Here is a 23728-nt window from a genome sequence, read left to right on the forward strand (position 1 = left end):
GCCATGCTGTCAGCCGTTCCAGCTCTCGAGCACCCGCATCTCCTTCCAGGGCACCTTCGGCATGCCGTAGTAGTCCCAGGCGAATCCGGCCTCCTCGTAGACACGGCCCGGGGAAGCCGGGGTGGCATCAGGCGCGAGTTCGAAGCTGATGCTGAGCGAGGTGTCGGCCCGGTCGATGAGATATGCCCCATGCGTCTGCAAGGCTTTGGCCACAGCCACTTCGCCCGTCGTGATCCCGGGAATGCCCTCCACGTCGATTCCGGGGCTGAGCTGCAACCGAGCCCCTTCGGGGATGCAGTCGGAGCGGGAGGAGTTCCCATCGGTCTTCAGCGCAGGCGCGCGGTAGACGTCCTTGCAGACGTTGTCGCTCTGCATGACCAGAGCGTGATCGATCACTCCGGCCTCGATCTCGTCGACTCGGACCACTCCACCGATGCGAGATGCTCCGGCTCCCGTGCTGCTGCCGCCCCATCCCGACCCTGACATGGAGTTCTCTGCGCCCCAGGTGGTCGTCCATTCCCCGTCCGGCGTCTGGCGGGCCTGCCAGTACTCGCTGACGGTGTTGGTGCTGAGATCCATCACGGTCATCACGCCGTCGCTGCCCTGGTTCGGAGCTGCACCAGACGGGATCGGCATCGCCTGGACCCAGAAGGGGCACGTGCCCCATGAGGACGGCCCAGCGCAGTCCACCGGGTGCCTGGGCGTCAGCGCGGTCGCGGAGTAGATGGGGATGCCGTACTCGAAGAGATTGGCATGCACCATCCCGGTCCTGGTGGCGCGGGAGATCATGGCACCACTGCTCGGGTCCACGGCTGGGTCGTCCACTATCGGGACGTTGAATGGGCTCGTACTGGAGAACGGCCGGGACGAGGCGGGCGAGGTGGCCAGCTGTTCGGGGTCCTGCGCAGAACGGGAGGACTCGGGGGCAAGGCCGAGGGTCACTGCGGCAACGATGGCAACCGTGCCGGCTTTCGTGGTGCGTCTGCTGAGTCCCGCGATGCTGCGCGGCGGAGAAGTCATGTTCATATGAGGATAGCCCTTCCTCGGTGACCGGCCGAAAACCTGTGATCCGATGTGCTCATCGGACCGCAGGTGTGCCGCGTCGTCCGCCCACCATGTCCCTGAAAGGGATATCACGCCTCCGCGCCGGAACGATGGCCGACGCGCGCGAGGTCGGTGATCTCACCTCTGAGCCGGGCGGTCGCCGCCCGGCTCCGAAAAATCACGATGAGGAGCGGGAGCAGGAAGACCACACTGAGCGGTACGGCGGCCCACAGACGGTAGGAAGAGCTGGGAACCGTCGTACCGGCCTCGCCGGCCAGCTGGTAACCCGAGGCCAGGGCGGAGACTTCCGACTGGGAGAGCGCCACTGCGGCCGCACCCAGGTCCGCCGCCGCCAGTTCGTCGTCGGCAGCGACCGTCACGACGACGGACCCCCCGAGTCGGGACTGCCGGATGTCGACGTCGACGTCTGCTGCACCGGGGGTCCGCCCCGTGCGCTGTTCCAGGTCGCTCACGGTGACCGACCGGTCGAGAGCCTCCGCCAGTGTCGGCACGATCAGACCTCTGCTGACGACATCGAGTTCATAGGCATCGGCCGCGTCGACTTGTCCGGAGGCGGGCACGATCGCCAGGGTCGAGGTGGTGGTGTGCCGCTCCGAAACGGTGGTCAGCACGGCCACGAGGGCGGCCAGTGCGACGGCGGAGAGCGCCATCAAACTGCGAATCCGAGGTCGGGGGTCGCCCCGGTCAGGGTCGGTAAATCCGACAGGTGCGATGTCGAGATCGCGGCGCACCTGCAGATCCAGCGCCGCGGCAGCCGCGGCCATCAGCAGCAGCGCCCGGAAATCCGAGAGGTGAAGGAAGACGCTGGCTACCAGCCAGCCGACGATTCCTCCAACGATGCCGATCGCGAGGTAACGGGTGTGGCCGTTGCCCGTGGCACGGGCGACCTTCTGCGCCCGCAGCGCCGCGAAGAGCACTGTTCCGAGAAAGACGGCCCACGCCAGCAGGAGCATGACGCCGCCGTCGGCGGCCTGCTCGAGATAGAAGTTGTGTGCAGCGACGACGATCGTGACCGGCTCGTAGTAGTTCGCCAACCTGTCGTAGACCGGGAAGATCGTGCCGTAGCTCCCGATGCCGTGGCCCGTGAACGGGGCGTCGAGGAACATGCGCCAGGCGTCGATCTGGAAGCGCTCGCGCTCCACCACCGACGGGTCGGCATTGGCACGCCCGCCGTTGCCGATGGCCGCCAGCGTGGCCAGCCGGCTTCCCACACCGGTCAGCGGGATCAGAATTGCCAGGACCAGCGGAAGACCGAACAGGGCCTTGCGGTAGACGCCTCCGGCGAGGAGCGCCCAGACGACGAGGCCGATGAAGAGCGCGATGAATCCGCCGCGTGACTGGGTGAGATAGACGCCCACCAGCAGCGCGACAGAGCTGGACGCCCACAGCAGACGTGCGCGTGTGCCCCGGCACATGGCAAGCATGGACAGGCTGAGCGGCGTGAACAGGACGAGCAGCCGTGCCCAGAAGTTCACGTCCGCATGAGTGCCGGCGTGACGCGGCGTCAGCGCTCCGCCCTCTTGGGTCAGTGGCACCTGGCTGAGTCCCCCCAGGTCGCCGGCGTTGTGGAGTATGTACTCGTGGAAGATGGTCAGTGCTGCCAGGCCTGCCAGCACCAGGACTGTCGCCTGGAGCGCCGGACGCACTCCTGAAGTGGACAGCATCAGGGCGTACACGACGACGAAGAACACCAGATTCCGGCCGTACTCCAGGAGCAACGACTGTGACGTCAACGGATCTGCTGCATCGAGAAACGTGAGGCAGAGGCCACCGAACAGACCCATCAGGCCCAGCAGCACCGGTGACCACGTGAAGGTGAAATTTCCCCGACGGGCCATCACACCGAGCGCGAGCACGGCGAGCGCAAGCTGCGGCACGTAAGGACTCACTCCTGCATGGTCCCGGATGACGGTGTTGATGTGGGACACATCCAAAGTGACCAGCACCAGGAGTGCGATGCGGGGATGGACCATGGCCAGTATCGAGCCCGCGAGCACGGCCGCGCCCACCGCGGCGAGGAGTGCCGGAGTCATCGCACGCCTCCCCGCACATCCTCGGGTGACAAGCCCAGGACGTCGTCGTAGGCGGCCGATACGACCTCTGGGGCGAACCGCTCTGCCCAGCTCGTCTTCGCCGCCCGCGAGAGCGTTCGGTTGGCGTCGAGACCGATGGTTTCCGAGAGCAGTGCCGCGAACTCGTCCGGAGATCGGGCGACGAGACATCCGTCGGTCCGTCCCACATCCAGTCCCAGCACCCCGTGCGGAGTCGCCACCACAGGCAGTCCCCGGGACAGCGCCTCAAGGACCTTGATCTTCGTCCCGCTGCCTATCCGCAGTGGCGAGATCATGGCCGCCGAGTTCAGCAGCACGTCGTCGAGGTCATCGACCCATCCGAGCGGTCGCACATGGTGGCCCCATGCTGCCGCTTCGGGGACAAGAGCTTCCGAGCCGCGTCCGACCACCAGGAGCTCGAAGTCCGGAATGACAGTCAGCACGGCATCGCGACAATGCGTGAGGAACCAGACCAGGCCGTCTCGATTGGGCGGGAAGTCGAGTCCGCCCAGGAAGACGAACCGCGATCCGCCGGTGAAGCTCCTCGGCTTGGGCGTTGGTGCCGGCAGCAGCGGCAGCACGGTCCGAATGCTGTCCGAACCGGTGCGCCGGGTCAGTTCTGCGGTCTCATCAGCGTTCACCAGGACCGTCGCGTCGAATTCCCGGGGCGCCTGTTCCTCGGCTCGGGCTGTACGTTTCTCTTCGAACCTGAGCAGCGGACGGTAGGCGAGGGGATGTGCCGCGATCCGGGCAGCCGGACCGGGAAGCATCTTGCCGAACTCGCCGAGGGGGTTGCCCACACGCGTGGGGTCCTGCTTGATCCGCTCCAGCATGCTGGCATACCGCTTGGAGAACAGGTCATCGGCGTACAGCACTCGCTTTCCCCGGGGCAGCTCCCGAGCGTACTGGCCCGTGCGCATGGTGTCCCAGATCTCCAGGTCCGCTTGGATCTCTCCCAACAATGTCCTCAGCCGCGCCAGCACGCGAGGAGACCAGAGGGCGGCCTCCTGCAATGAGGACAGCGGCGGCACAGGCACCCGGCGGAGCACCGCGCGGACCTGCTCACCGGCACTCGGCTTCGGCACCACGTGGAGGTGGAAGGGAACGGCGGGGCGGGGTGTTCCGGTTCGACCGATGAGGATGACGTGCACATGGTCCGCGCCCAACCGGGCGCAGAGGTGGTCCAGCAGCCCGCCCATGACGACCTGCTTGCCGAAGGAGCGCGGCTCGGGCTCGGTGGCCGTGATCAGTACGGCCGAAGCGGCCGGTGCCCCAGGCGGGATGAACATGGTCGGTCCTCCTTCGAGGCGGTGGGCGGTCACGCCGGCTCCGGTGCGGCCTGGTCAGCATCGGTTCTGCGGCGCCTGGACCCGATGGCATCGAACGCGTCGGTGATGGCAGGACGGGCGAACAGCAGGGACGCTCCGACCACCACGGCCCCGCAGACGGCAGAGACCAGAACCAGGCTCCCGAGCTCACCACTGGGCAGGAGGGCGCTGACGGAAAAGCCGGCGGTGGCCGTTGTCGCGGCGACCAACAGGCCCGGCAGCACGGCCATGAGCAGCGATCGAGCGGACACCCCCGTCACTCGGACGACCATGATCATTCGCGCCGCGCAATAAAGGACGTTGAAGACCAGGTGCACGGCGGCCACTGCCACCAGGCCGTACTGGGCCGAGAACAGAAAGGCCACGGCCATCAGTGCGCTGGTGGGCAGGTCGAGCAGGATCAGGGTGCCCGGTCGTCCCATCGCCGAGAAGACGTCGCCGCTGGCCCAGGCAATGGCCATGACCCCCAGGCTGACCGATATCAGCATCATCGGTACCACCGCGTCGGCCCACTGTTCGGAGAACAGCACCGGCACGGCGTCACGTGCGACGACCGCCAGCGCGACCCCGGCCGCAAGACCGTACAGACTCAGCAGCCGGATGGCACGCAGCATGGCGCGGAGCATGACCTCGTGGCCGACGGCGCGGGCCCGTGCGTACGTGGGCAGCGCCACCGCGGAGAAGATCCACAGCACGTTCTCGATGATCAGCTCGGGCAGCTTGTACGCCATGCCGTAGATGCCGAGGGCCGTGGTGCTGATCATCGCGCCGACCACCAGGTAGTCGAAGGCGCCGCGGAAGGATCCCAGGACCCGGATCACCGTGACCTGACCACCAAAGCTCAGCAACCCGGTGACGTCCTTCCGTCGCAGCCGCAGGGCGGGTGTGATGGGCACCAGCGACCAGAGCACGATCATCGCGACGAACTCGCTGACGAGAATGCCGGCGGCGATGCTGATCGGCCCACCGACGGTGAGGGCGAGCGGAATCGATACGCCGACCCGGGTGGCAGCACGCAACAGGTCGATCACGGTCCGGCGGCGGAACCGAAGATCGCGTTTGAGGACGGCGTCGTTGACCTGGCCGGCTCCCCGGAAGAGCGGGTACAGGAAGATCAGTGCGAACAGTCCAGCGTGCTCGCGAGAGTCGAAGAGAGCCGCGATGAAGGGCGACAACGCGACGCCGATCGCGGCGATGCCGACAGAGATGCCGACATTCAGGGTGAAGGCGGTCCGGGTCCGAAACGTGATGCCGCGTTCCTGGTTGGCGACCACTGACGCTCCCACCCCAAGGTCCAGAGCCGCATCGAACATGGTGATGATGGTCAGCGCCGCCGTGACGAGACCGAAGTCCTCCGGGGTCAGCAGGCGAGCCAGCACCAGGGTCAGGAGAAGGATGATGAGCCGGTTGGAGCCCCAGGCGAGGGTGGTCCACAGGAATCCCCGCACGGAGGAGCGCGCGAGGTTGCGGGACGTGTCCGCGGTGGTCGTGCCGACCTTTGGGTCGACCCCGGGTTCAGGTGCTCCAGCGCCGGCGGGTTGAATGGCTACTCCTATGTCCCGTGGAATTCAGCCGAACATTCAAAATCCATGCAAATAGATTTACTACTTGAAGAGAGTTAGAAATGCATACATCGACGTCTGCTTTCCCCCGAAAGCGACACGGCTTGTCGTCTGGATCGACTGTAGGGACACGGGGGAGGGTGACCAAGTGTGACCGAGCTGTCCGTGGCCATGGGTGACCAAGTATGACCATTGGTGCCGTGGTCTCTTTGGTCTCGGGAGCTCTTCTCGGGGACCGTGCTGTACTGTCCGCAAGGAATGGGGGCGGAATTATGAGGGGGAAATTGTGCGGGTCCTGAAGGTGGTTGACGCTCTGCGATTCGGTGGTGCCGAGAGCTTGATCGTCCAACTGGCGCGGGTCGCTGACCACGCGGACCTCGAGGTCTCCGTGCTCGCGCTGCAGGGGGACCGTCCTGAGCATCTGGACATGGTTCCCTCTCTCCAGGACGCCGGTGTGGAACCCCACGTTCTCGGAGTGCGGCGCACGCTGGACGCCCCGGCGTTCCTGCGGCTGGTCAAGTTTATCAAGGACACCAAGCCGGATGTGGTCCACGCCCATCTCGAGATGGCCATGACCCTTGCTCTCCCCGCTGCCGCGATCGCGGGAGTCCCTGCGGTCGCGACATTCCACAACATGCAGGCACCACTGAGCGGCCGCGCCGGTCGGCGCGAGCAGCTGGCGCTGGAGGTGGCCACCCGCAGCCAGGCCACCATCTTCGTCTCGCAGTCTTCGCTCGATTCGTTCGCGGCGCGCTACCGCTCCGGCAAGCCGGTCCCGCCGTCCTGGAAGGTCGTGCACAACGGCGCCGATCTCGACGTCTTCACTCCGGCGGACAGCAGTGGTGCGCCGGCGATGCTGCCCCCGGATTTTGGCATCGATGGTTCCCGCGTCGTGACGGTGCCGGCTGGTCTGCGCGAGTACAAGGGTCTCCACCACACCATCGAGGCGTGGCCCGGCGTCGTGGCCAACATCCCGGATGCCAAGCTGCTCCTCGTCGGATCCGGTCCCGAGGAACAGAATCTCCGGGCGCGGGTCAGCGAGCTGGGCCTCACCGAGTCGGTGGTGTTCGCCGGGCTCCGGAACGACATCCCGGAGATCATGAGAGCCTCCGACGTGGTACTGCTGGCCTCGATCTATGGCGAAAACCTTCCCACGGTGGTGATCGAGGCCGGCGGGTGCGCTCGACCGGTCGTGGCCAGTGACGTCGGTGGCGTCAGCGACATCGTGGTCGACGGAGAGACCGGACTGCTGGTGCCTCCTGCAGACCCGACAGCCATCACGCGGGCCCTCCTCACCGTGCTGGACGACCCTGACCTGGGCGCCAGATTGGGGCGTGCCGGTCGGGAGCGTGTGGAGCGACTGTTCGACGCACGGGGGTGGGCCCGTTCGCTGCGGTCGGTGTACGAGCAGGCGATCGCCGACAAGCGACCCTCGGATTGGTCGGCGTGAGCGCGGTCCGGCCGGTGGTGGTGGTGGTGGCGGAGGCGACGCCGATGCGAGGGGGCATCGCCACTTTCGCCGAGACCATCACCTCCGACCCGGTGCTGGCCGAGCAGTTCGACGTGCAGTTGCTGAACACCGCCCGGGTTGCCACACGGGAGGGCGGACGATTCAATCTGCAGAACCTGCAGTATGCCGTGATGGACGCCGTGCGAGTTTTTCGAGCCGCCCGGCGCGCCGACATCGTCCATCTCCAGCTCGTCGCAGACCCCGGGCTGTCCGCTCTCCGCGCCGCCGTGTTGAACGTCGCTGCGTCGCTGGGCCGGGCCGAGCTCATCTCCCATGTCCATTCCGCCGTCGGAAACGCCGGACGCGCAGAGTTCGCCACCTATGGGGCCTTGGACCGCATCGCGCTGAGGACCCTCCGGCGGGCGGCCCTGGTCTGCACCGTGTCCCAGGCCGGTACGGCGACCATGCGCCAGTTCGCCGGCCGAACGCCGGTGCAGACCGTGGACAATGCCATCGACCTCGATGCCTTTCCCATGACCGATGCGGACAGGGAACGTCCGACGGTCCTCTTCGTCGGCGTGATTTGTCGGCGCAAGGGCACCGTGGAACTGGCCCGAGCGAGCCGGATGCTGCGCGAGCGTGGCGTGGCCGATTGGAACCTCGTGGTGGTGGGAGGCCAGGGTCCGACGCCAGAGGCGGAGTACCGAGAGGTTGTCGCCGAGTTCGAGGCCGCCGGTCTGGCCGCATCCCTGGTCGGCCCTGAGTACGGCGATCAGGTCAGGGCGCGGCTGTCCGAAGCCGATGTCTTCGTGCTTCCGTCTTATCTCGAGGGACAGCCGATCGCCATCATCGAGGCGATGGCCAGCGGACTGCCCGTGGTGGCATCTGCCACCGGGGCTGTTCCCGACCTGATCAGGGACGGTGTCGAGGGGCGCATCGTGGAACCGGGCAACTCCGGGGTTCTCGCCGATGCACTGGCTGATCTCATTGTCGATCGTCACGCGCGCCGCCAGATGTCTGCCGCGTCTCGTGCGCGAGCGGAAGCTCTGCACGGCCTGCCGCGACTGTCCGAAGTGCTGGGACACCTCTATCGCCAGGCCCTCTACGAAGCCGACCGACCGGTGTCAGATCCAACCAAGGGGGAAACTCGATGAGCAAGCTCGGAGCGAAGTCGCGAGAAACTCGCGTCAGCCTGATGACCGGCGTTCTGGTGGCGTTGCTGATCCTCGTGGCCGGCAGCGTGGTGGCACTGGGGCAGAAGAGCGAGTACACGGCCGAGTCGGTCATCGTCGTCCTGCCCAACGCGGACTTGGAGACCTCTCTCTCGGCCGCATACTACGAAACGCTCAGCCGCGGTCAGATCGTCGCGACGTTCGCCGAGGTGGCCGACAACCTCCGGTTCGAGCAGCAGGCGGAGGAACGCCTGCAACTGGACGAGGGCCAGCGCGACGCGGTCACGACAACCGTGAGCGTCGTGCCGAGTACATCTGTGATCCTCGTCCGCGCCACGGCTGAGGAGGCAGAGGTCGCCGAGCAGATGGCGGACGGCACGGCCTCGTTGGCAACCGAGTACTTGGGCAACCTTTCTGATCCCTATCGCACGGAGATCGTGCAGGAGGCAGACTTCTCGGCCTACGTGTCGAGCACATCTCCCGCCCTCCTCTTCGGTCTCACGCTGATCGTGGCACTCATCGCAGGAGTTGCTGTTCAGCAGGCGATCTACCACCTCCTGGGTGCGTTGGGTAGACGTCGGCAAAGCGCAGCAGACGGAACGACTGCCTCTGAGGCTGCCGAAGGCAAATTCGTGCAGTATGAGGGTTCGTGGCGTTGACATGACCGAAGCGAACGAGCCAGGACGGGTCTTGAACGTCCTCATCATCGAGTTCCTGCCCAGTGGCGGCATGTTCCAGTACAGCTTCCAGTTCGCCGAAGCCCTGGCACGGGCGGGACACCGGGTGCGCTTGCTGACAGGACCGCGGCCTGAACTGACATCGTCCACGTCGAACCTCGAGGTGATCGAGGCCTTTCCGACCTGGCACCCGAACGACGATCTCGGAGGATCGACGTTCCGACGCAAGATCCGGAGGGTGGGACGCGCCCTGCTGCTGGCGGAGTCCTGGCGCCGCGCCCTGTTCTACGTACGCCGCCATCGTCCGGACATCGTTCAGTGCGGTGAGCTGCGGTATCCGTTGGACACGGTCTCGCTGCTGGCGATGACGAAGTTCGGCGGTGCCCGTGCTGTGGTCGACGTGGCGCACAATCCCTTGCCGTACGACATCACGAGCAGGACGCAGGCCGTCGAGAAGACCGGCCGGCTGACCAGGACGTTGTTGACTGCGGCCTACGAAGCGTGCGATCTCGTCCTGGTCCTGGGCGACGGTCCGAAGGCGGAACTTCGGCGTGCGTTCCCCGGAGTCGACCGTGTCCAGGTCTGCGGGCACGGTGACTACACGTCGGTGCTCGCATCCCACGACGTGACCCCGCCGTCCCAGGCGCCGCCCTCCATGCTGTTCTTCGGCGCCTGGACGAAGTACAAGAACATCCCACTGATGCTTGATGCCTTCGCACTGGTTCGAGAGAAGATGCCCGAAGCGCGCCTGACGCTCGCCGGCCCCGTCATGCCTGATGTCGATCAGCATGGCATTTCCGGCCGAGCCACCGAGATCGGGAACGTCGACCTGAAACCGGGCTACGTCGCGATGGCTGATCTCCCTGATCTTTTCGGCGCACACCGGGCTCTGGTCTTCACCTATGCGACCGTCAACATCAGCGGCAGCATCCACATGGCCTACACGTTCGGCCGTCCAGTGGTCGCGACCGACGTCGGGGCGATGCGGGATGCGGTGCAGGGTGGTGTCACCGGCTTGCTCGCCGCACCGGACGCAGCCTCGATCGCAGAGACCATGCTCCAAGTGCTCCGCGATTCCGGCTTGGCGGACCGCTTGGGGCATCAGGCGAGCCGACACGCGAAGGAGGCATCGAGCTGGGCGAGTGTCGCGGACAAGGCGGCCGCCGGATATTTCGGGGTGTTGCAAGGCGCCTAGAACTCGCCAGAGCGGGGAAACCTGCCGCCTGGTGGAACGGCGTTGCACGCCGTACACCGAATCCATGCAACAAGCTCAGGTTTCGTCTAGTGCGCGCCCTCCTTGGCGACCACGGCCTTGACCGTGCGCAGCAGGATCACGAAGTCCTGGACCGGGGACCAGTTCTCCACGTAGTAGAGGTCCAGGCGCACGGCCTGCTCCCAGTCCAGGTCGTCCCGGCCCGAGACCTGCCACAGCCCGGTGATGCCGGGCTTCACCCGCAGCCGGCGGTGGACGTGCTCCTCGTACTGGGCGACCTCGGAGGGCAGCGGCGGGCGCGGGCCCACCAGGGACATCTCGCCCTTGAGGACGTTGAGGAACTGGGGCAGCTCGTCGAGGCTGTACTTGCGCATCCACTTCCCCGGGGTGGTGACCCGGGGGTCGTCGGCCATGAAGAACAGCACCCCGCCCTTGGCGTCGTTGGCGGCCATGAGCTCGGTTTTGCGCTCCTCGGCGTCGGTGTACATGGAGCGGAACTTCAGCATCCTGAAGGTCGTGCCGTCGAGACCGGTGCGTTCCTGGGCGAAGAGCACGGGTCCGCCGTCGTGCGCCTTGACGATCAGCGCGAGCACGGCCATGACGGGGGACAGGGCCACCAGCGCGGTGAGCGCGCCGACGATGTCGACCGAGCGCTTGAGCATCCGCCGCGATCGGCTCAGCCGCGGGGTGGAGACGTGGATCAGGGGCAGGCCGGCCATCTGCTGGGTGTGGATGCGCGGGCCGGCGATGTCGGTGAGCCCAGTGTCGAGGACCAGGCGGATGCGCTCGTCGGCCAGGTACCAGGACAGGTGCCGGACCTCCTCCGAGCTCAGCGGCGCGCTCGCGGCCATGACCAGGGTCTCGATCCGGTGGGCGCGGCACGCGGCCACGATCCCCTCCACGCTGGGCGCCTCCCCGGCCGGCAGCATGTTCTGGGGCAGCGGCACCCGGGCCAGGTGGTGCGGCAGGACCCGGGACGACGACGGCGCGTAGACCGCCACCGGGTCGAAGCCCGCGGCAGGGTTCTGCTGCAGGGACTTGAGCATCTCCACGACCCCCGGCACGCGCCCGACCACCAGCGTCCGGGACATCGCCTCGCCGGCCAGCCGGCGTCGGGTCAGCCCCCGCCGTACCAGGCCGCGGCCCGCCAGCAGCAGGAGCGTGCCCAGCGGCAGGGCGATCACCACGTAGCTGCGGGCCATCGGCACGTTCAGCACGTAGGACAGGATCGCCAGGGCGCCGAAGAGCACCAGCGTGGCCGAGGCCACCTGCCGGTTCTCCTCCACGGCGTAGCCGATCAGGCGCACATCGCGGGCGCCCCGCAGTTCCAGCCAGCCCCACCAAGCGGCGCCGAGCACGGCGCCCACCAGCCAGTAGGGCACGGTGAGCCGGCCGAGCTCCAGGGCCTCCTGGTCGAGTCCGAAGCGCATCAGCTGCGTCAGCACGAGCGTGGCCGCCAGGGCCAGCGCGTCCACGCGACGCAGGCTGCTGATGTGGGTCTCCCGCCAGGCGGCAGGTCGCACGGACATGTTCTTCTTGAGCACGTTGGTCACTCCCCCCGAGTGTGCGGGGGCCGGAACACTCCTCCTACGCCCCCCGGCGTGGTTCCGGCCCCCATCGATGACTTTACAAGTGCACATCGATGTAAACAGGTGCTTAACAGGGGACAGTCTCGAAGGGTTGATGCTCCACTCTCTTTGCTAGCGTAAATGCAAGCGCATGTTCGCCGGTCCCCAGGGCTGGTGGTCGCGAGACGTGCGCTGCAGGGGTGCCGGTCCGCCGGCGGGATCCGGGGGGATCCCGCCGCACCACGGACGGCGCTCCCTGTTCGAGAGGCCGGCCCGGTCACCGGGTCCCGGCGGGGGAGCGAGGCGCCGCAGAGGCGCAGCACAGGGGGAGTTCGCATGTTGAAGCACCAGTCCCGTGACCGCAGCACGGACCCGATCGAGATCCCGGTCAGCGGTGTCCGCGTGACGCCGATGGACGCCGAGGAAGTGCACCGGTGGATCTCGGCCACGTGGCAGGAGCGGCGCAAGGCCGCCGTCCTGGCCCACAATCTGCACAGTCTCTACACGTGGGAGGTCAACCCGACGTTCCGCGCCTTCTACGAGAAGGCCGATGTGGTGCTGACGGACGGCTTCCCCGTCCTGAAGCTGGCCAAGTGGCGGTCCGGGCGCGACCTCAGCGCCAAGCGGCACCGCCTGGGCACCCTGGACTGGCTGCCCGGCCTGATGGGTCGCACCCCGGTGCGGCGCGTCGCCGTCGTCGGCGCGACCTCCGCCGGCAACGCCCGCACGGTGGACCTGCTCCGGCGGGACGCGTCCGCCGGGCGGGTCGAGGGCTGGCCGGGGGAGGGCTGGAACCCCGTGCTCGAGGACCACATCGTCCGGTCCCTCCAGGAGTTCCGGCCGGACTTCGTGATCGTGGGCCTGGGCATGCCTCTCCAGGAGGAGTTCCTAGGCCGGCGCTGGGAGGAGCTGCCCACGGCGATCTACGCGGCCGTCGGCGGCGGGATCGACGAGTACGCCGGCATCCAGAAGCCGCCACCGCGCTGGCTCGGCCCGATCGGGCTCGAGTGGGCGTACCGGCTGGTGACGCAGCCGAAGCGGCTGGGTCACCGGTACGTCGTCGAGCCGTGGATCCTGGCCTATCTCCTGGCGACCAAGGCGGTCCGGCTCAGTAGGCCCCGTCCGGGAACACGACGACCTTGACGGTGCGCAGAAGGATGACGAGGTCCTGCACCGGAGACCAGTTCTCCACGTAGTAGAGGTCGAGGCGAGCCGCCTGTTCCCCTCTGATGTTGGAGCGGCCGGACACCTGCCACAGTCCGGTGATGCCGGGCTTGACGCGCAGGCGTCGGTGCATGTGCCGTTCGTACTCGTCGACCTCCGCCTGCACCTGTGGGCGCGGGCCGACGAGGGACATGTTGCCGAGCAGGACGTTGAGGAACTGAGGGAGCTCGTCGAGGCTGTACTTGCGCATCCAGACCCCGGGGCGAGTCACCCGTGGGTCATTCTTCAGCTTGAAGAACACCGCGCTTTCGCCGGCCTCTGCGAGCAACTGGTGGTGCAGGGCCTCGGCATCGGTGCGCATGGTGCGGAACTTCAGCACCTTGAACCTCCGGCCGTCGAGCCCGATGCGTTCATGCGAGAACAGAATCGGTCCACCGTCGTGGTTCTTGACGAGCACGGCGAGACCGAGCATGACAGGGGACAGCAGGGCAAGGGCAGTTGTCGCACCCACGACGTCCATGGAGCGTTTGCACAGCCGCCGCGACCAGCTCATGCGTGGCGTCGACACGTGGATGAGCGGCAGACCTGCTATGTGCTGCGTGTGGACACGGGGACCTGCGATGTCCGTGAGTCCCGTGTCCAGGATCAGGCGGATGTGCTCGTCGGCCAGGTACCAGCTCAGATGGCGAATCTCCTCGGGGCTCAGCGGAGCGCCGGCGCAGAGGACCAGCACCTCGATCTGCCGGTCCCGGCACAGCTCGATGATCTCCTCCACGCGGGGTTCGTGGCCGGGGGGAAGCAAGTTCGGGAGGTCCTCGGAAATCAGCGATGACGAGGGAAGATGGTGCGGAGGGGTCGGCATGTAGACGGCCACAAGATCGAAGCCCGCCTGCGGATGTTTCTGGAGCGAATGAACGGTCTCACACACGGCTGGTCGGCTTCCGACGAGCATGGTCCGGGACATGCCGACACCGATGTGCCGTCGTCGGAAAAGCCGCTTGCGGATCTGACCTCGTCCCAGCAGCAGAAGGAGGATGCCCAGGGGCAAGGCAATCACCACATACCCCCGCGCCGTCTGCACGTTCAGGGCGTAGGAGATGATCGCAATGGCTCCGAACAGCACCAGGGTGGCGCTCACCAGTTCCTTCGACTCCTCGATGCCCTGACCCACCAGGCGTATGTCCCGGGTGCCACGCAGTTCCAGCAGGAACCACCAGATCAGACCCAGTCCCAGGCCGACGAACCAGTACGGCAGTCCCACGCCCTCCAAGCGGGAGGTAGTGTTCTGGAGTCCGAAACCCTCAAGGGGAAGCGTCTTCCTGTCGAATCCGAAACGGATGACCTGTGCTGCGGTTACGGTCGTTGTGATCATGACGGCGTCGGTCAGACGCAGTGTCTGGACATACTCGTCTCGCCACGTCGCAGACCGTGTGGTACCTGATGCTTTGAGCACGAAAGTGGTTCCTTCCCCCTGTGGCGTCGCACGGTCGTGTGCGCCGGATGATGGGCAGGGCAGCACAAAGACCTTTAATGCCGTCATCGGCGGGATCTTCGTGCGAACTTGCCACCCGGTACTCCGGCGCACGTGCCGGTGCGGACCAGTCGACCCCCATCGACTGGCACCTCCTCGCCGGGTGGAGTTGTTCCGACCGGTGGAGGTTGCCGCGCTCCCGACTCTAAAGCGAAGGCCCGGCCGATGCTTACTTTTGTCCAATGATGGCCAATTGTGAATTCACTATCGCGATGACTAGGGGTGATGTCCCTCCCTACGGCCCGTGCTAGCCTTGTGCGGTTGCCAAGGCGAGGGGACCCCTGCGGTCCCGTGATCGACGACGGCTGGTTGAACGTTCCCGCCCCCACCGGTGCGGCGCCCCGCGAGGCGCGTGGCCCGGAGTTCAGACGACGGGGGAGGGTCTGCGGCCGGTATCGCCTGGCCATTCAGACGACAGACCCGACTTCGAGGAGTTCCCATGGCTGACACCATCCGCATCCCGGCCACCACGCGCAGCGACTTCGGCAAGGGCTACGCCCGCCGCATCCGCAACAACGACCAGATCCCCGCGGTCGTCTACGGCCACGGCGCCGAGCCGCAGCACGTGATCATCCCCGGCCACGAGACCATGCTCGCCGTGCGCCACTCCAACGCCGTGCTCGAGCTCGACGTCGAGGGCAGCACCCAGCTGGTCATGGTCAAGGACATCCAGCGCCACGCCACGCGCCCGGAGATCCTGCACATCGACCTGCTCGCCGTGCGCCGCGGCGAGCGCGTCGAGGTCGAGATCCCCGTCCACGTCATCGGCGAGGTCGACCCGACCGCCGTGCACAACGTCGAGGAGAACACCCTCACCGTCGAGGCCGACGCCCTGAACGTGCCGGACTCCGTCACCATCAACCTCGACGGCCACGGAGTGGGCGACCACGTCTACGCCGCCGACGTCCGCCTGCCCGAGGGTGTGACCATGGTCTCCGACCCGGAGCTGCTGGTCATCAACGTCTCCGAGCCCCAGGCCCAGGACCTCGGCGACACCGAGGGCGAGACCGAGGCCCCCACGGGCGACGTGGTCCCCGAGAACGAGGCCTGAGCCTCACCGCTCACCCGATCCACGTGATCCGCGAAGTGCGGGGCGGCTTGCGAGCCGCCCCGCACTTCGCATGACCGCTCTCTTCACCACTTCGATGGAGGCACCGATGTCCGACGCATGGCTGGTCGTGGGACTGGGCAACCCCGGGCCCGAGTACGCCCGGACCCGGCACAACGTGGGGCAGATGGTCCTCGACGAGCTCGCCTCCCGGCTCGGCGGCACCTTCAAGGTGCACAAGACCCGCGCCCAGGTCCTGGAGTCCCGGCTGCGCCCGGGCGGCCCGCGCGTAGTCCTGGCCAAGCCCATGACCTACATGAACACCTCCGGCGGGCCCGTGGCCGGCCTCGCCAAGTTCTACGACATCCCCGCAGAGCGGGTCATCGCCGTGCACGACGAGATCGACATCCCCTTCGCCGCCCTCAAGCTCAAGATCGGCGGGGGAGAGGGCGGGCACAACGGCCTGCGGGACATGTCCAAGGCCCTGTCCACCAAGGACTACTACCGCGTGCGGGTGGGCGTAGGTCGCCCGCCGGGCCGGATGGACGCCGCCTCCTACGTGCTCAAGCCGTTCTCCTCCACCGAGGGCAAGGAGCTGCCCTTCCTGCTCGACGACGCCGCCGACGCGGTCGAGCACCTCGTCGAGTACGGGTTGCTCGAGGCGCAGCAGAAGTTCCACGCGCGCTGACGCGCCCGCTTCACAAACGACACTCTCGATCTAAGTGCCCGTCGGTTCCTTAGACTCCCGGCAGGTGTGCGGCCGATCCGCCGCGCTGCCGACCGGGGGGAAGGACTGCGGGGTGCGCTGGAGGACGAGAGACAGCCCGCGCCGCGGCTGGAAGGCCTTCGGAACATCGACGCCGGGAAAGCTGCTCCTGGGAGTAGCGGCTGTTGACGCCCTGCTGCTGTCGGCCCACGGCCTGCACCAGGTGCTCGTGCGAGCGGATCCGGAGGGGTGGTGGCCGTTGCCCTTCCGCCGCCGCGCTGTGTGGAACGGCGGCGCTGACGGCTCTCTGGTGGAACTCTGGGGTCTGCTGCAGCTGAGTTCTGCCGCGGTGCTGCTGGTGCTGCTGGCTCGGCGTGTCCCGAAGCACGGCATCCTGGGCACCTGGGGAACAGTGCTTCTCGTCATGGTGGCGGACGACCTGTTACGCCTGCACGAACGCGCGGGCGCGTTCCTCGACCTGGACCATCGAGTGCCCGCGCTGTCCGCAGCGGGCGGCCAGGAATTGGGAGGACTCGCCTTCTGGGTGGCGGTCGGGACCGTGCTCTCCGTCGCCCTAGTCCGCTCGTACACAACGAGTGCCGCTCCGGCCCGCAGGGCCGCGCTGATCCTGCTTGCTGTGACAGCGCCACTCGGCGCGGTGGCGGTGAGCTACGTGCTGCTCAGCGCCTTCGGCGGTGGACTGGGTGATGGCACTCTGGCCCTCGTGCTGGCGGATGTCCGGGTCACGGTGAAGCTGTTGAGCATGACCGCCTGCCTGGTGCTGGCGCTGCACTGGAGCCGGACTCCGCCGTCGACGACGGGATTCTGTCTCTATCGGGTGTGGGACCCGGCCGCCGAGCCAGGACCACGTCGACCCGCCGAACCCATGACGTAAGCGGGGCATTGTTACCTCGGGCAAGTGTCAGGGTTCGCGGTGGCTGTCGTTTGCTGATGGTATTGACTCGTTGTTCAGAAGTCCGGCGATGCATCGGGGGATCGCGACGCCGTGAAGTGACCAGCGTAGACGTCAGCCGTCTTTGGGGGGAAACATGTTGCTGTCCTTGGCGGGCGTGCTGCTGAGCGTGATCGTGCTCGGATACATCGCCGTGGGTTCGCGACCGGGGCAGCACACTCGGCTGGTGCGCGGAGCGAAGCTGCTGCGCAACGCCATCATCGTCACCTACGCGGTTCTGCTCGGGCTCAACCTGTGGTGTGTGCTGGCCGACCCGGGCGAGCTTCTCGAGGACGTGGTCGCGCTGCTGACCCTGGCTGCCACCGGCGCGTGGGGTCTGGTGGTCACCAAGCGCCGCATCCCCATTGCCGTCCGGGCGCGGAGACGCAAGATCCTGGCTGTGGGGGCGCACCCGGACGATCTCGAGCTCGCCTGCGGTGGGACCCTGGCCAAGTTGGTCGATGCCGGCCACGAGGTCCGCGGCCTGGTGATGAGCTCCGGAGAAGTGGGTGGGAATTCGAGAGCTCGTCCTGAGGAGGCTCGCCAAGGGGCCTCTTTCCTAGGGCTGAGCGACATGCGTGTGCTGGACTTCCCGGACACGAGACTGGAGACAGTCGGCAACGACATGGTGGCGGCGATCGAGTCCGCCATGACGGAGTTCGGTCCGGACGTGGTCTTCACCCACTCGGCCCACGACCAGCACCAGGACCACTACGCGGTGCACCAGGCCACCCTGCGCGCCGCCCGGGCCCACCACTCGATCCTGTGCTTCGAGTCCCCGTCGGTGACCCGCGACTTCGACCCGTCCGTGTTCGTGGACATCGACGGCTACGTCGACGTCAAGGTCGAGGCCGTGCTCACGCACCGTAATCAGGCGGGCAAGCCCTACATGACCCCGCAACGGGTCAGAGCCATGGCCGCCTTCCGCGGAGCACAGGCGAAGAACAGCAATGCGGAGGCCTTCGAGCCGGTCCGCCTGCTCGGCTCCGCCATCGGCGACCTCTGACCTCAGGGAACTTCTCAGACCGGGGCCTCCAGCCTGGACCGGGTGCGGCAGCCCGGTACCGGGGTACCTCCTACGCGGTGAGGCCACCTGTATCGTTCGGCGGACCCCGCAACTGCACTCGGTCGAGGACGCCGGTCCGGGTGCGGGCCAGGCCTCAGCGGTTCGCGAGCCAGGCCTCGGCCTCCTGGGACTGCAGGGACAGGGCCTTGCCGATGAACGGCTCGGCGGCCTCGGCGACCATCTTGCCCACGAACGGGATGTTGGCCTTGACCACACAGTGCACGTGCACGTCGGTGGACCCGCCCTGCGGGGTGAGGGTCTGGGTGGCGGAGCCGGAGACCGGCAGCGCGCCCACGGAGATCTCGGTGCGCACCACCCGGACCCCGTCCGCGTCGGCGGTGTGATAGGTGTCCACCTGGGTGAGCTGCACCGAGGAGCCCACGAACTTCCGGGCCATCTCCGGCAGCCGGTCCGCGGCCATGGTCCGCACGGTGGTCACGGCGAACTGCGCCTCGACGTCCCCGTCGACCTCCACCGAGTCCAGGGTGGCCCCGGCGCGGTGGGTCACGTGCCGGATGAACTCCTCGTCGGTGAAGGTCACCACGACCTGGTCGAGGGGAGCGGGGACGGTGGTGGAGGCGGTGACGGCCATGGAGGACTCCTCGGTAGCGGCGGATCGGCAGCGGCGGTTGCGTGCTCCCATGGTAGGCGGGCGCCCGGGGCCCGGGCTGTGGCCTGGGTTGTGGGTTCCGGAGGGGGCCCTGTCGGGGCCCGGGAGTAAGCTGGGACCCGCGAACGTTGGCTCCGACAGCCTCTGTGCTCCACCAGCACCCCACTCAGCGTCCCAGGAGACTGCTCACCCATGACTTTGTCCGGACTGCTCGCCGCCCTCGGGGCGGAGCGCTCCTTCGCCAATCTGCGCACCCAGGCCGGTCTGCCGCCGGGGGAGCGCAGCGCCGAGACCGTGATCAGCGCCCCGGACGGGATGCGCGCGGTGCTCACGGCCCAGCTGCGCGGCGCCCTCGACGACGCGCCGGCACCGGCCGGATCCCGCGCCCCGGTGCTGCTGGCCGTCACCGCGACCGGCCGCGAGTCCGAGGACCTCGCCGCCGCCCTGGGGGCGTACCTGCCGGCCGGGGAGGTCGCGGAGTTCCCGGCCTGGGAGACCCTGCCGCACGAGCGGCTCTCGCCGCGCTCCGACACCGTGGGCCGCCGCCTGGACGTGCTGCGCCGGCTGGCCGGCAAGGACGCCGAGCGCCCGCTGCGGGTGGTCACGGCCCCTGTCCGCTCGGTGCTGCAGCCTGTCGTCGAAGGTCTGGGGGACATGGCCCCGGTGCGCTTCGCCCGGGGCGAGGAGCTCGACTTCGACTCCGCCGTGACCTCGCTCGCGGAGGCCGCCTACGCCCGGGTGGACATGGTGACCCGGCGGGGGGAGTTCGCCGTGCGCGGCGGGATCATCGACGTGTTCTCGCCGGTCGAGGACCACCCGGTGCGGATCGAGTTCTTCGGGGACGAGGTCGACGAGCTGCGCTGGTTCGCCGTGGCCGACCAGCGCACCCTGACCACCGGGGGCCACCCGGAGCGGCTCGTGGCTCCGCCGTGCCGCGAGGTGCTCATCACCCCGTCCGTGATGTCCCGGGCCGCGAAGCTCAAGAACTCCCTGCCCGGCGCGGAGTCGATGCTCGAGCGGATCGCCGGCGGCATCTACGTGGAGGGCATGGAGTCCCTCGCGCCGCTGCTGGTGGACGGCCTGGTGCCCATGTTGTCCCTGCTCCCGCCCGGCTCGCTCGTGGTGGTCATGGAGCCGGAGAAGGTCCGCACCCGCGCCCACGACCTCGTGGCCACCAACGAGGAGTTCCTCCTCGCCGCGTGGGACTCCGCCTCGGACGGGCAGTCCGCGCCCATCGACATCACCTCCGCCGAGCACGTCGTCCGGAACGACGACGGCGAGGGCCGCACCCTGGCCTCCGGGTCCTTCCAGACCCTGGCCGAGGCCCGGGCCACCGCGCTGGAAACTGGTCTCGGCTGGTGGGCCGTCACGGCGCTCAACGTCAACGCGGTGGCCGGCCAGGACGTGGACGCGGACACCGCCGCGGAGGACATCGCCCTCATCGACTCGGACGCCGACACCCTCACCGTCGCGGCCCGGGACCCGCTCGGCTTCCACGGGGACGTCGAGGCGATGCTCGAGTTCCTGCAGGGGCGGGTGGCGGACGGCTGGCGCGTCGTCGCCGTCACGGAAGGACCTGGTCCGCTGACCCGGATCGCGGAGCTGCTGCACGAGGCCGGGATCCCCGCCGCCCGCCGTGAGACCCTCGCCGAGCAGCCGCAGCCCGGGATCGTGGAGCTCACCACCGCCGTGGCCGGCAAGGGCTTCGCCCTGGACGGCCCGAAAATCGTGCTCCTCACGGAGGCGGACCTGCTGGGCAAGGCCAGCCCGTACACCACCAAGGACATGCGCAAGCTCCCGGTGCGGCGCAAGCGCAACGCCGTGGACCCCCTGGCGCTGAGCCAGGGCGACTTCGTGGTGCACGAGCAGCACGGCATCGGCCAGTTCGTGGAGCTCATCCAGCGGCCCATCGCCGGGGCGATGATCAAGCCGGGCCAGCCCAAGCCCGTGCGCGAGTACCTGGTGCTCGAGTACGCGCCCTCCAAGCGCAACGGCCCGCGGGACCGCCTGTTTGTGCCCACCGACCAGCTGGACCAGGTCACCAACTACGTGGGCGGCGAGACCCCCACCCTGTCCAAGATGGGCGGGACGGACTGGAACAAGACCAAGCGCGCCGCCAAGAAGGCCGTCCGGGACATCGCCAACGAGCTGATCCGCCTGTACTCGGCGCGGATGGCCTCCCGCGGGCACGCCTTCGCGGAGGACACTCCGTGGCAGCGCGAGCTCGAGGAGGCGTTCCCCTACATCGAGACGCCGGACCAGCTGACCACCATCGACGAGGTCAAGGCGGACATGGAGCGGGAGGTCCCCATGGACCGGCTGATCTCCGGGGACGTGGGCTACGGCAAGACCGAGGTGGCGGTGCGCGCGGCGTTCAAGGCCGTGCAGGACGGCAAGCAGGTCGCCGTGCTCGTGCCCACCACGCTGCTGGCCCAGCAGCACGCCGAGACGTTCACCGAGCGCTTCTCCGGCTTCCCGGTGCGCCTGGCCGCGCTCTCCCGGTTCCAGACCGCCAAGGAGACCAAGGAGACGCTCGCCGGGCTGAAGGACGGGTCCGTGGACGTGGTGATCGGCACCCACCGGCTGCTGTCCAAGGAGGTCCAGTTCAAGGACCTCGGCCTCGTGGTCATCGACGAGGAGCAGCGCTTCGGCGTGGAGCACAAGGAGAAGCTCAAGGCGATGCGCACCAACGTGGACGTCCTGGCGATGTCCGCGACCCCCATCCCGCGCACCCTCGAGATGTCGTTGACCGGCATCCGTGAGACCTCCACCCTGGCCACCCCGCCGGAGGAGCGCCACCCCGTGCTCACCTACGTGGGCGCCTACACCGACAAGCAGGTCTCCGCCGCCGTCCGGCGCGAACTCATGCGCGAGGGCCAGGTCTTCTACATCCACAACCGGGTCTCCTCGATCGAGCGCAAGGCCAAGGAGATCGCCGAGCTCGTGCCGGAGGCGCGAATCGCCGTGGCGCACGGGCAGATGTCCGAGTCCCGGCTCGAGCAGATCATCGTGGACTTCTGGGAGAAGAAGTTCGACGTCCTGGTGTGCACCACCATCGTGGAGACCGGCCTGGACATCGCCAACGCCAACACCCTGATCGTCGACGGCGCGGACCGCTACGGCCTCTCGCAGCTCCACCAGCTGCGCGGACGCGTGGGCCGCGGCCGGGAGCGGGCCTACGCCTACTTCCTGTACCAGGCCGAGAAGCCGCTCTCCGAGACGGCGCTGGAGCGGCTCAAGGCCGTCGCCGCCCACAACGAGCTCGGCGCCGGCATGCAGCTGGCCGTCAAGGACCTCGAGATCCGCGGCGCCGGCAACCTGCTGGGCGGGGAGCAGTCCGGGCACATCGCCGGGGTGGGCTTCGACATGTACCTGCGCCTGGTGGGCGAGGCCGTCGCCGAGTACCGCGGCGAGGAGGACGAGCGGCCCACCGAGATGAAGATCGAGCTGCCGGTCAACGCCTATCTGCCGCACGACTACGTCCCGGGGGAGCGGCTGCGCCTGGAGGCCTACCGCAACCTCGCCAACGCCGCCACGGAGGAAGCGATCCAGGAGGTCGCCGACGAGCTCGTGGACCGCTACGGTGAGGTGCCCGAGCCCGTGCAGAACCTGCTCGAGGTCGCCCGCTTCCGGGTGACCGCCCGCGCCGCCGGCCTCACCGACGTCGCGGCGCAGGGCAGCATGGTCCGCTTCGCCCCGGCCGACCTCCCCGAGTCCCGGCAGATGCGGCTCACCCGCCTCTACCCGGGCGCGCAGGTCAAGGCGGTGCCCGGCACCGACACCTACCAGGTGCTCATCCCCAAGCCCAAGACCGAGCGGATCGGCGGCAAGGACCTCGTGGACGGCGCGGTGCTCGCCTGGGCCCGCGGCGTGGTCGAGTCCGTCTTCGCGAAGGAGCCGGCCACGGCCTGATCCGTCGGCGCGGCCTCCGCCGTCCGGGTCACCGGGTATGGAAAAGGTCCCCTCCCACCGGGGAGGGGACCTTTGCGGTGCGAGCGGTCGTCGGGTCGTCGTCGGACCCGGCGCGGCCCTACTCGACGTTCTTGCCGTACTTGTCGCCGTGGTGGACGGCCGCGGTGTTGGCGTCGCGCTCGCGGATGTCGCGGGGCCCGTCGTCGAAGTCGGCGGCGGTGCGGCCCTGGCCCATGGCGGGGACCTCGGTCGAGGAGGGGACGTCCATGAGGACCGTGCGGCCGCCGAAGGCCTTCTTGGCGGTGCTGTTCTGCAGGATGCCCACCGGGATGAGCAGCGCCAGGGCATAGAGGCCCAGGCCGACGAACCAGATCAGCGGGCTGTTGGGGTAGCTGGCGAAGGCGATGAAGCTGCCGATCATGATGGCCATGCACAGCGCGAGGAACACGAGGTTGTTGACCGTGCGTCCCTGACCGGAGTGCGAGCGCACCGTGGCGCCGCCGCTGCGGCCGGTCGACGCGTCCGCCGAGGCGCTGGTGGAGGACTGGGCTCTGTTGGCCATGGATCTAACCCTTCTGGCGGTGGGAGGCGGCCGGTCACGAGCGGCCGCGAAGCATTCCCGGCCAGTCTAGTCGCACCGACCGACGCCCGGA

General features: G+C 68.1%; 18 protein-coding genes. 10 read left to right on the plus strand and 8 right to left on the minus strand.

Features of this window, described 5'->3' with window-relative positions; genetic code table 11:
• Positions 1-9: 9 nt before the first annotated feature.
• The 4 genes from RF647_RS03710 to RF647_RS03725 form a co-directional block, all read right to left on the minus strand.
• Positions 10-1026, minus strand: a complete 1017-nt coding sequence (locus tag RF647_RS03710; protein ID WP_368810563.1) for a hypothetical protein — start codon at positions 1024-1026, stop codon at positions 10-12.
• 107 nt (positions 1027-1133) lie between these two features.
• On the minus strand, positions 1134-3098 hold the full coding sequence (locus tag RF647_RS03715) for an O-antigen ligase family protein (protein ID WP_368810564.1): 1965 nt from the start codon (positions 3096-3098) through the stop codon (positions 1134-1136).
• Positions 3095-4405, minus strand: a complete 1311-nt coding sequence (locus RF647_RS03720; protein ID WP_368810565.1) for a glycosyltransferase — start codon at positions 4403-4405, stop codon at positions 3095-3097. Before RF647_RS03720 ends, RF647_RS03715 begins: the two co-directional genes overlap by 4 nt.
• Positions 4406-4434: 29 nt before the next feature.
• Complete coding sequence (locus RF647_RS03725) at positions 4435-5892, minus strand: oligosaccharide flippase family protein (RefSeq protein ID WP_368810566.1); 1458 nt, start codon at positions 5890-5892, stop codon at positions 4435-4437.
• Positions 5893-6292: 400 nt separating this feature from the next.
• Here RF647_RS03725 and RF647_RS03730 point away from each other — a divergent pair, with 400 nt between their 5' ends.
• From RF647_RS03730 to RF647_RS03745, 4 genes are read left to right on the plus strand one after another with little or no spacing between them, the layout of a single operon-like run.
• Positions 6293-7456, plus strand: a complete 1164-nt coding sequence (locus RF647_RS03730) for a glycosyltransferase family 4 protein (protein WP_368810567.1) — start codon at positions 6293-6295, stop codon at positions 7454-7456.
• The gene (locus RF647_RS03735; protein ID WP_368810568.1) at positions 7453-8610 is read left to right on the plus strand and encodes a glycosyltransferase family 4 protein; all 1158 of its coding nucleotides are present in this window, start codon (positions 7453-7455) and stop codon (positions 8608-8610) included. The genes RF647_RS03730 and RF647_RS03735 overlap by 4 nt, the downstream gene beginning before the upstream one ends.
• Positions 8607-9287 (plus strand): hypothetical protein, encoded by a 681-nt coding sequence (locus tag RF647_RS03740; protein ID WP_368810569.1) that lies wholly within the window; start codon positions 8607-8609, stop codon positions 9285-9287. The genes RF647_RS03735 and RF647_RS03740 overlap by 4 nt, the downstream gene beginning before the upstream one ends.
• Before the next feature lie 31 nt (positions 9288-9318).
• Entirely contained in the window at positions 9319-10500 is a 1182-nt protein-coding gene (locus RF647_RS03745; protein WP_368810570.1) for a glycosyltransferase family 4 protein, read from the plus strand.
• 86 nt (positions 10501-10586) lie between these two features.
• Here RF647_RS03745 and RF647_RS03750 read toward each other — a convergent pair whose 3' ends face one another.
• Entirely contained in the window at positions 10587-12071 is a 1485-nt protein-coding gene (locus tag RF647_RS03750; protein WP_368810571.1) for a sugar transferase, read from the minus strand.
• A gap of 351 nt (positions 12072-12422) precedes the next feature.
• On the opposite strand from RF647_RS03750, the gene RF647_RS03755 reads away from it, so the two are divergent.
• Complete coding sequence (locus RF647_RS03755) at positions 12423-13229, plus strand: WecB/TagA/CpsF family glycosyltransferase (RefSeq protein ID WP_368810572.1); 807 nt, start codon at positions 12423-12425, stop codon at positions 13227-13229.
• Here the strand turns inward: RF647_RS03755 and RF647_RS03760 are convergent.
• Positions 13195-14622: a sugar transferase gene (locus RF647_RS03760; protein ID WP_368810573.1), complete on the minus strand. Its 1428-nt coding sequence runs from the start codon at positions 14620-14622 to the stop codon at positions 13195-13197. The two genes, RF647_RS03755 and RF647_RS03760, sit on opposite strands and share 35 nt — an antisense overlap.
• Before the next feature lie 598 nt (positions 14623-15220).
• Between RF647_RS03760 and RF647_RS03765 the strand changes: the two genes are divergently transcribed.
• The 4 genes from RF647_RS03765 to RF647_RS03780 all read left to right on the plus strand — a co-directional run bounded on the left by RF647_RS03765 (position 15221) and on the right by RF647_RS03780 (position 18493).
• A complete protein-coding gene (locus tag RF647_RS03765) occupies positions 15221-15832 on the plus strand; it encodes a 50S ribosomal protein L25/general stress protein Ctc (protein WP_126346453.1) in 612 nt (203 codons plus the stop codon).
• Positions 15833-15938: 106 nt separating this feature from the next.
• Complete coding sequence (gene pth / locus RF647_RS03770) at positions 15939-16517, plus strand: aminoacyl-tRNA hydrolase (RefSeq protein WP_368810574.1); 579 nt, start codon at positions 15939-15941, stop codon at positions 16515-16517.
• A gap of 112 nt (positions 16518-16629) precedes the next feature.
• The gene (locus RF647_RS03775) at positions 16630-17430 is read left to right on the plus strand and encodes a hypothetical protein (RefSeq protein ID WP_368810575.1); all 801 of its coding nucleotides are present in this window, start codon (positions 16630-16632) and stop codon (positions 17428-17430) included.
• 154 nt (positions 17431-17584) lie between these two features.
• The gene (locus tag RF647_RS03780; RefSeq protein ID WP_368810576.1) at positions 17585-18493 is read left to right on the plus strand and encodes a PIG-L deacetylase family protein; all 909 of its coding nucleotides are present in this window, start codon (positions 17585-17587) and stop codon (positions 18491-18493) included.
• A 154-nt stretch (positions 18494-18647) separates the two neighbouring features.
• Here the strand turns inward: RF647_RS03780 and RF647_RS03785 are convergent, their stop codons facing one another.
• Positions 18648-19145 carry a DUF2505 domain-containing protein gene (locus RF647_RS03785; protein WP_368810577.1) on the minus strand — a complete coding sequence of 166 codons (498 nt, stop codon included), beginning with the start codon at positions 19143-19145 and terminating at the stop codon, positions 18648-18650.
• 210 nt (positions 19146-19355) lie between these two features.
• On the opposite strand from RF647_RS03785, the gene mfd reads away from it, so the two are divergent.
• Positions 19356-23075 carry a transcription-repair coupling factor gene (mfd, locus tag RF647_RS03790; RefSeq protein WP_368810578.1) on the plus strand — a complete coding sequence of 1240 codons (3720 nt, stop codon included), beginning with the start codon at positions 19356-19358 and terminating at the stop codon, positions 23073-23075.
• Positions 23076-23193: 118 nt separating this feature from the next.
• Here the strand turns inward: mfd and RF647_RS03795 are convergent, their stop codons facing one another.
• Entirely contained in the window at positions 23194-23637 is a 444-nt protein-coding gene (locus RF647_RS03795) for a hypothetical protein (RefSeq protein ID WP_368810579.1), read from the minus strand.
• Positions 23638-23728 lie beyond the last annotated feature (91 nt).

This window comes from Kocuria sp. CPCC 205263, assembly GCF_040981075.1.
Classification (GTDB): Bacteria; Actinomycetota; Actinomycetes; order Actinomycetales; family Micrococcaceae; genus Kocuria; species Kocuria rosea.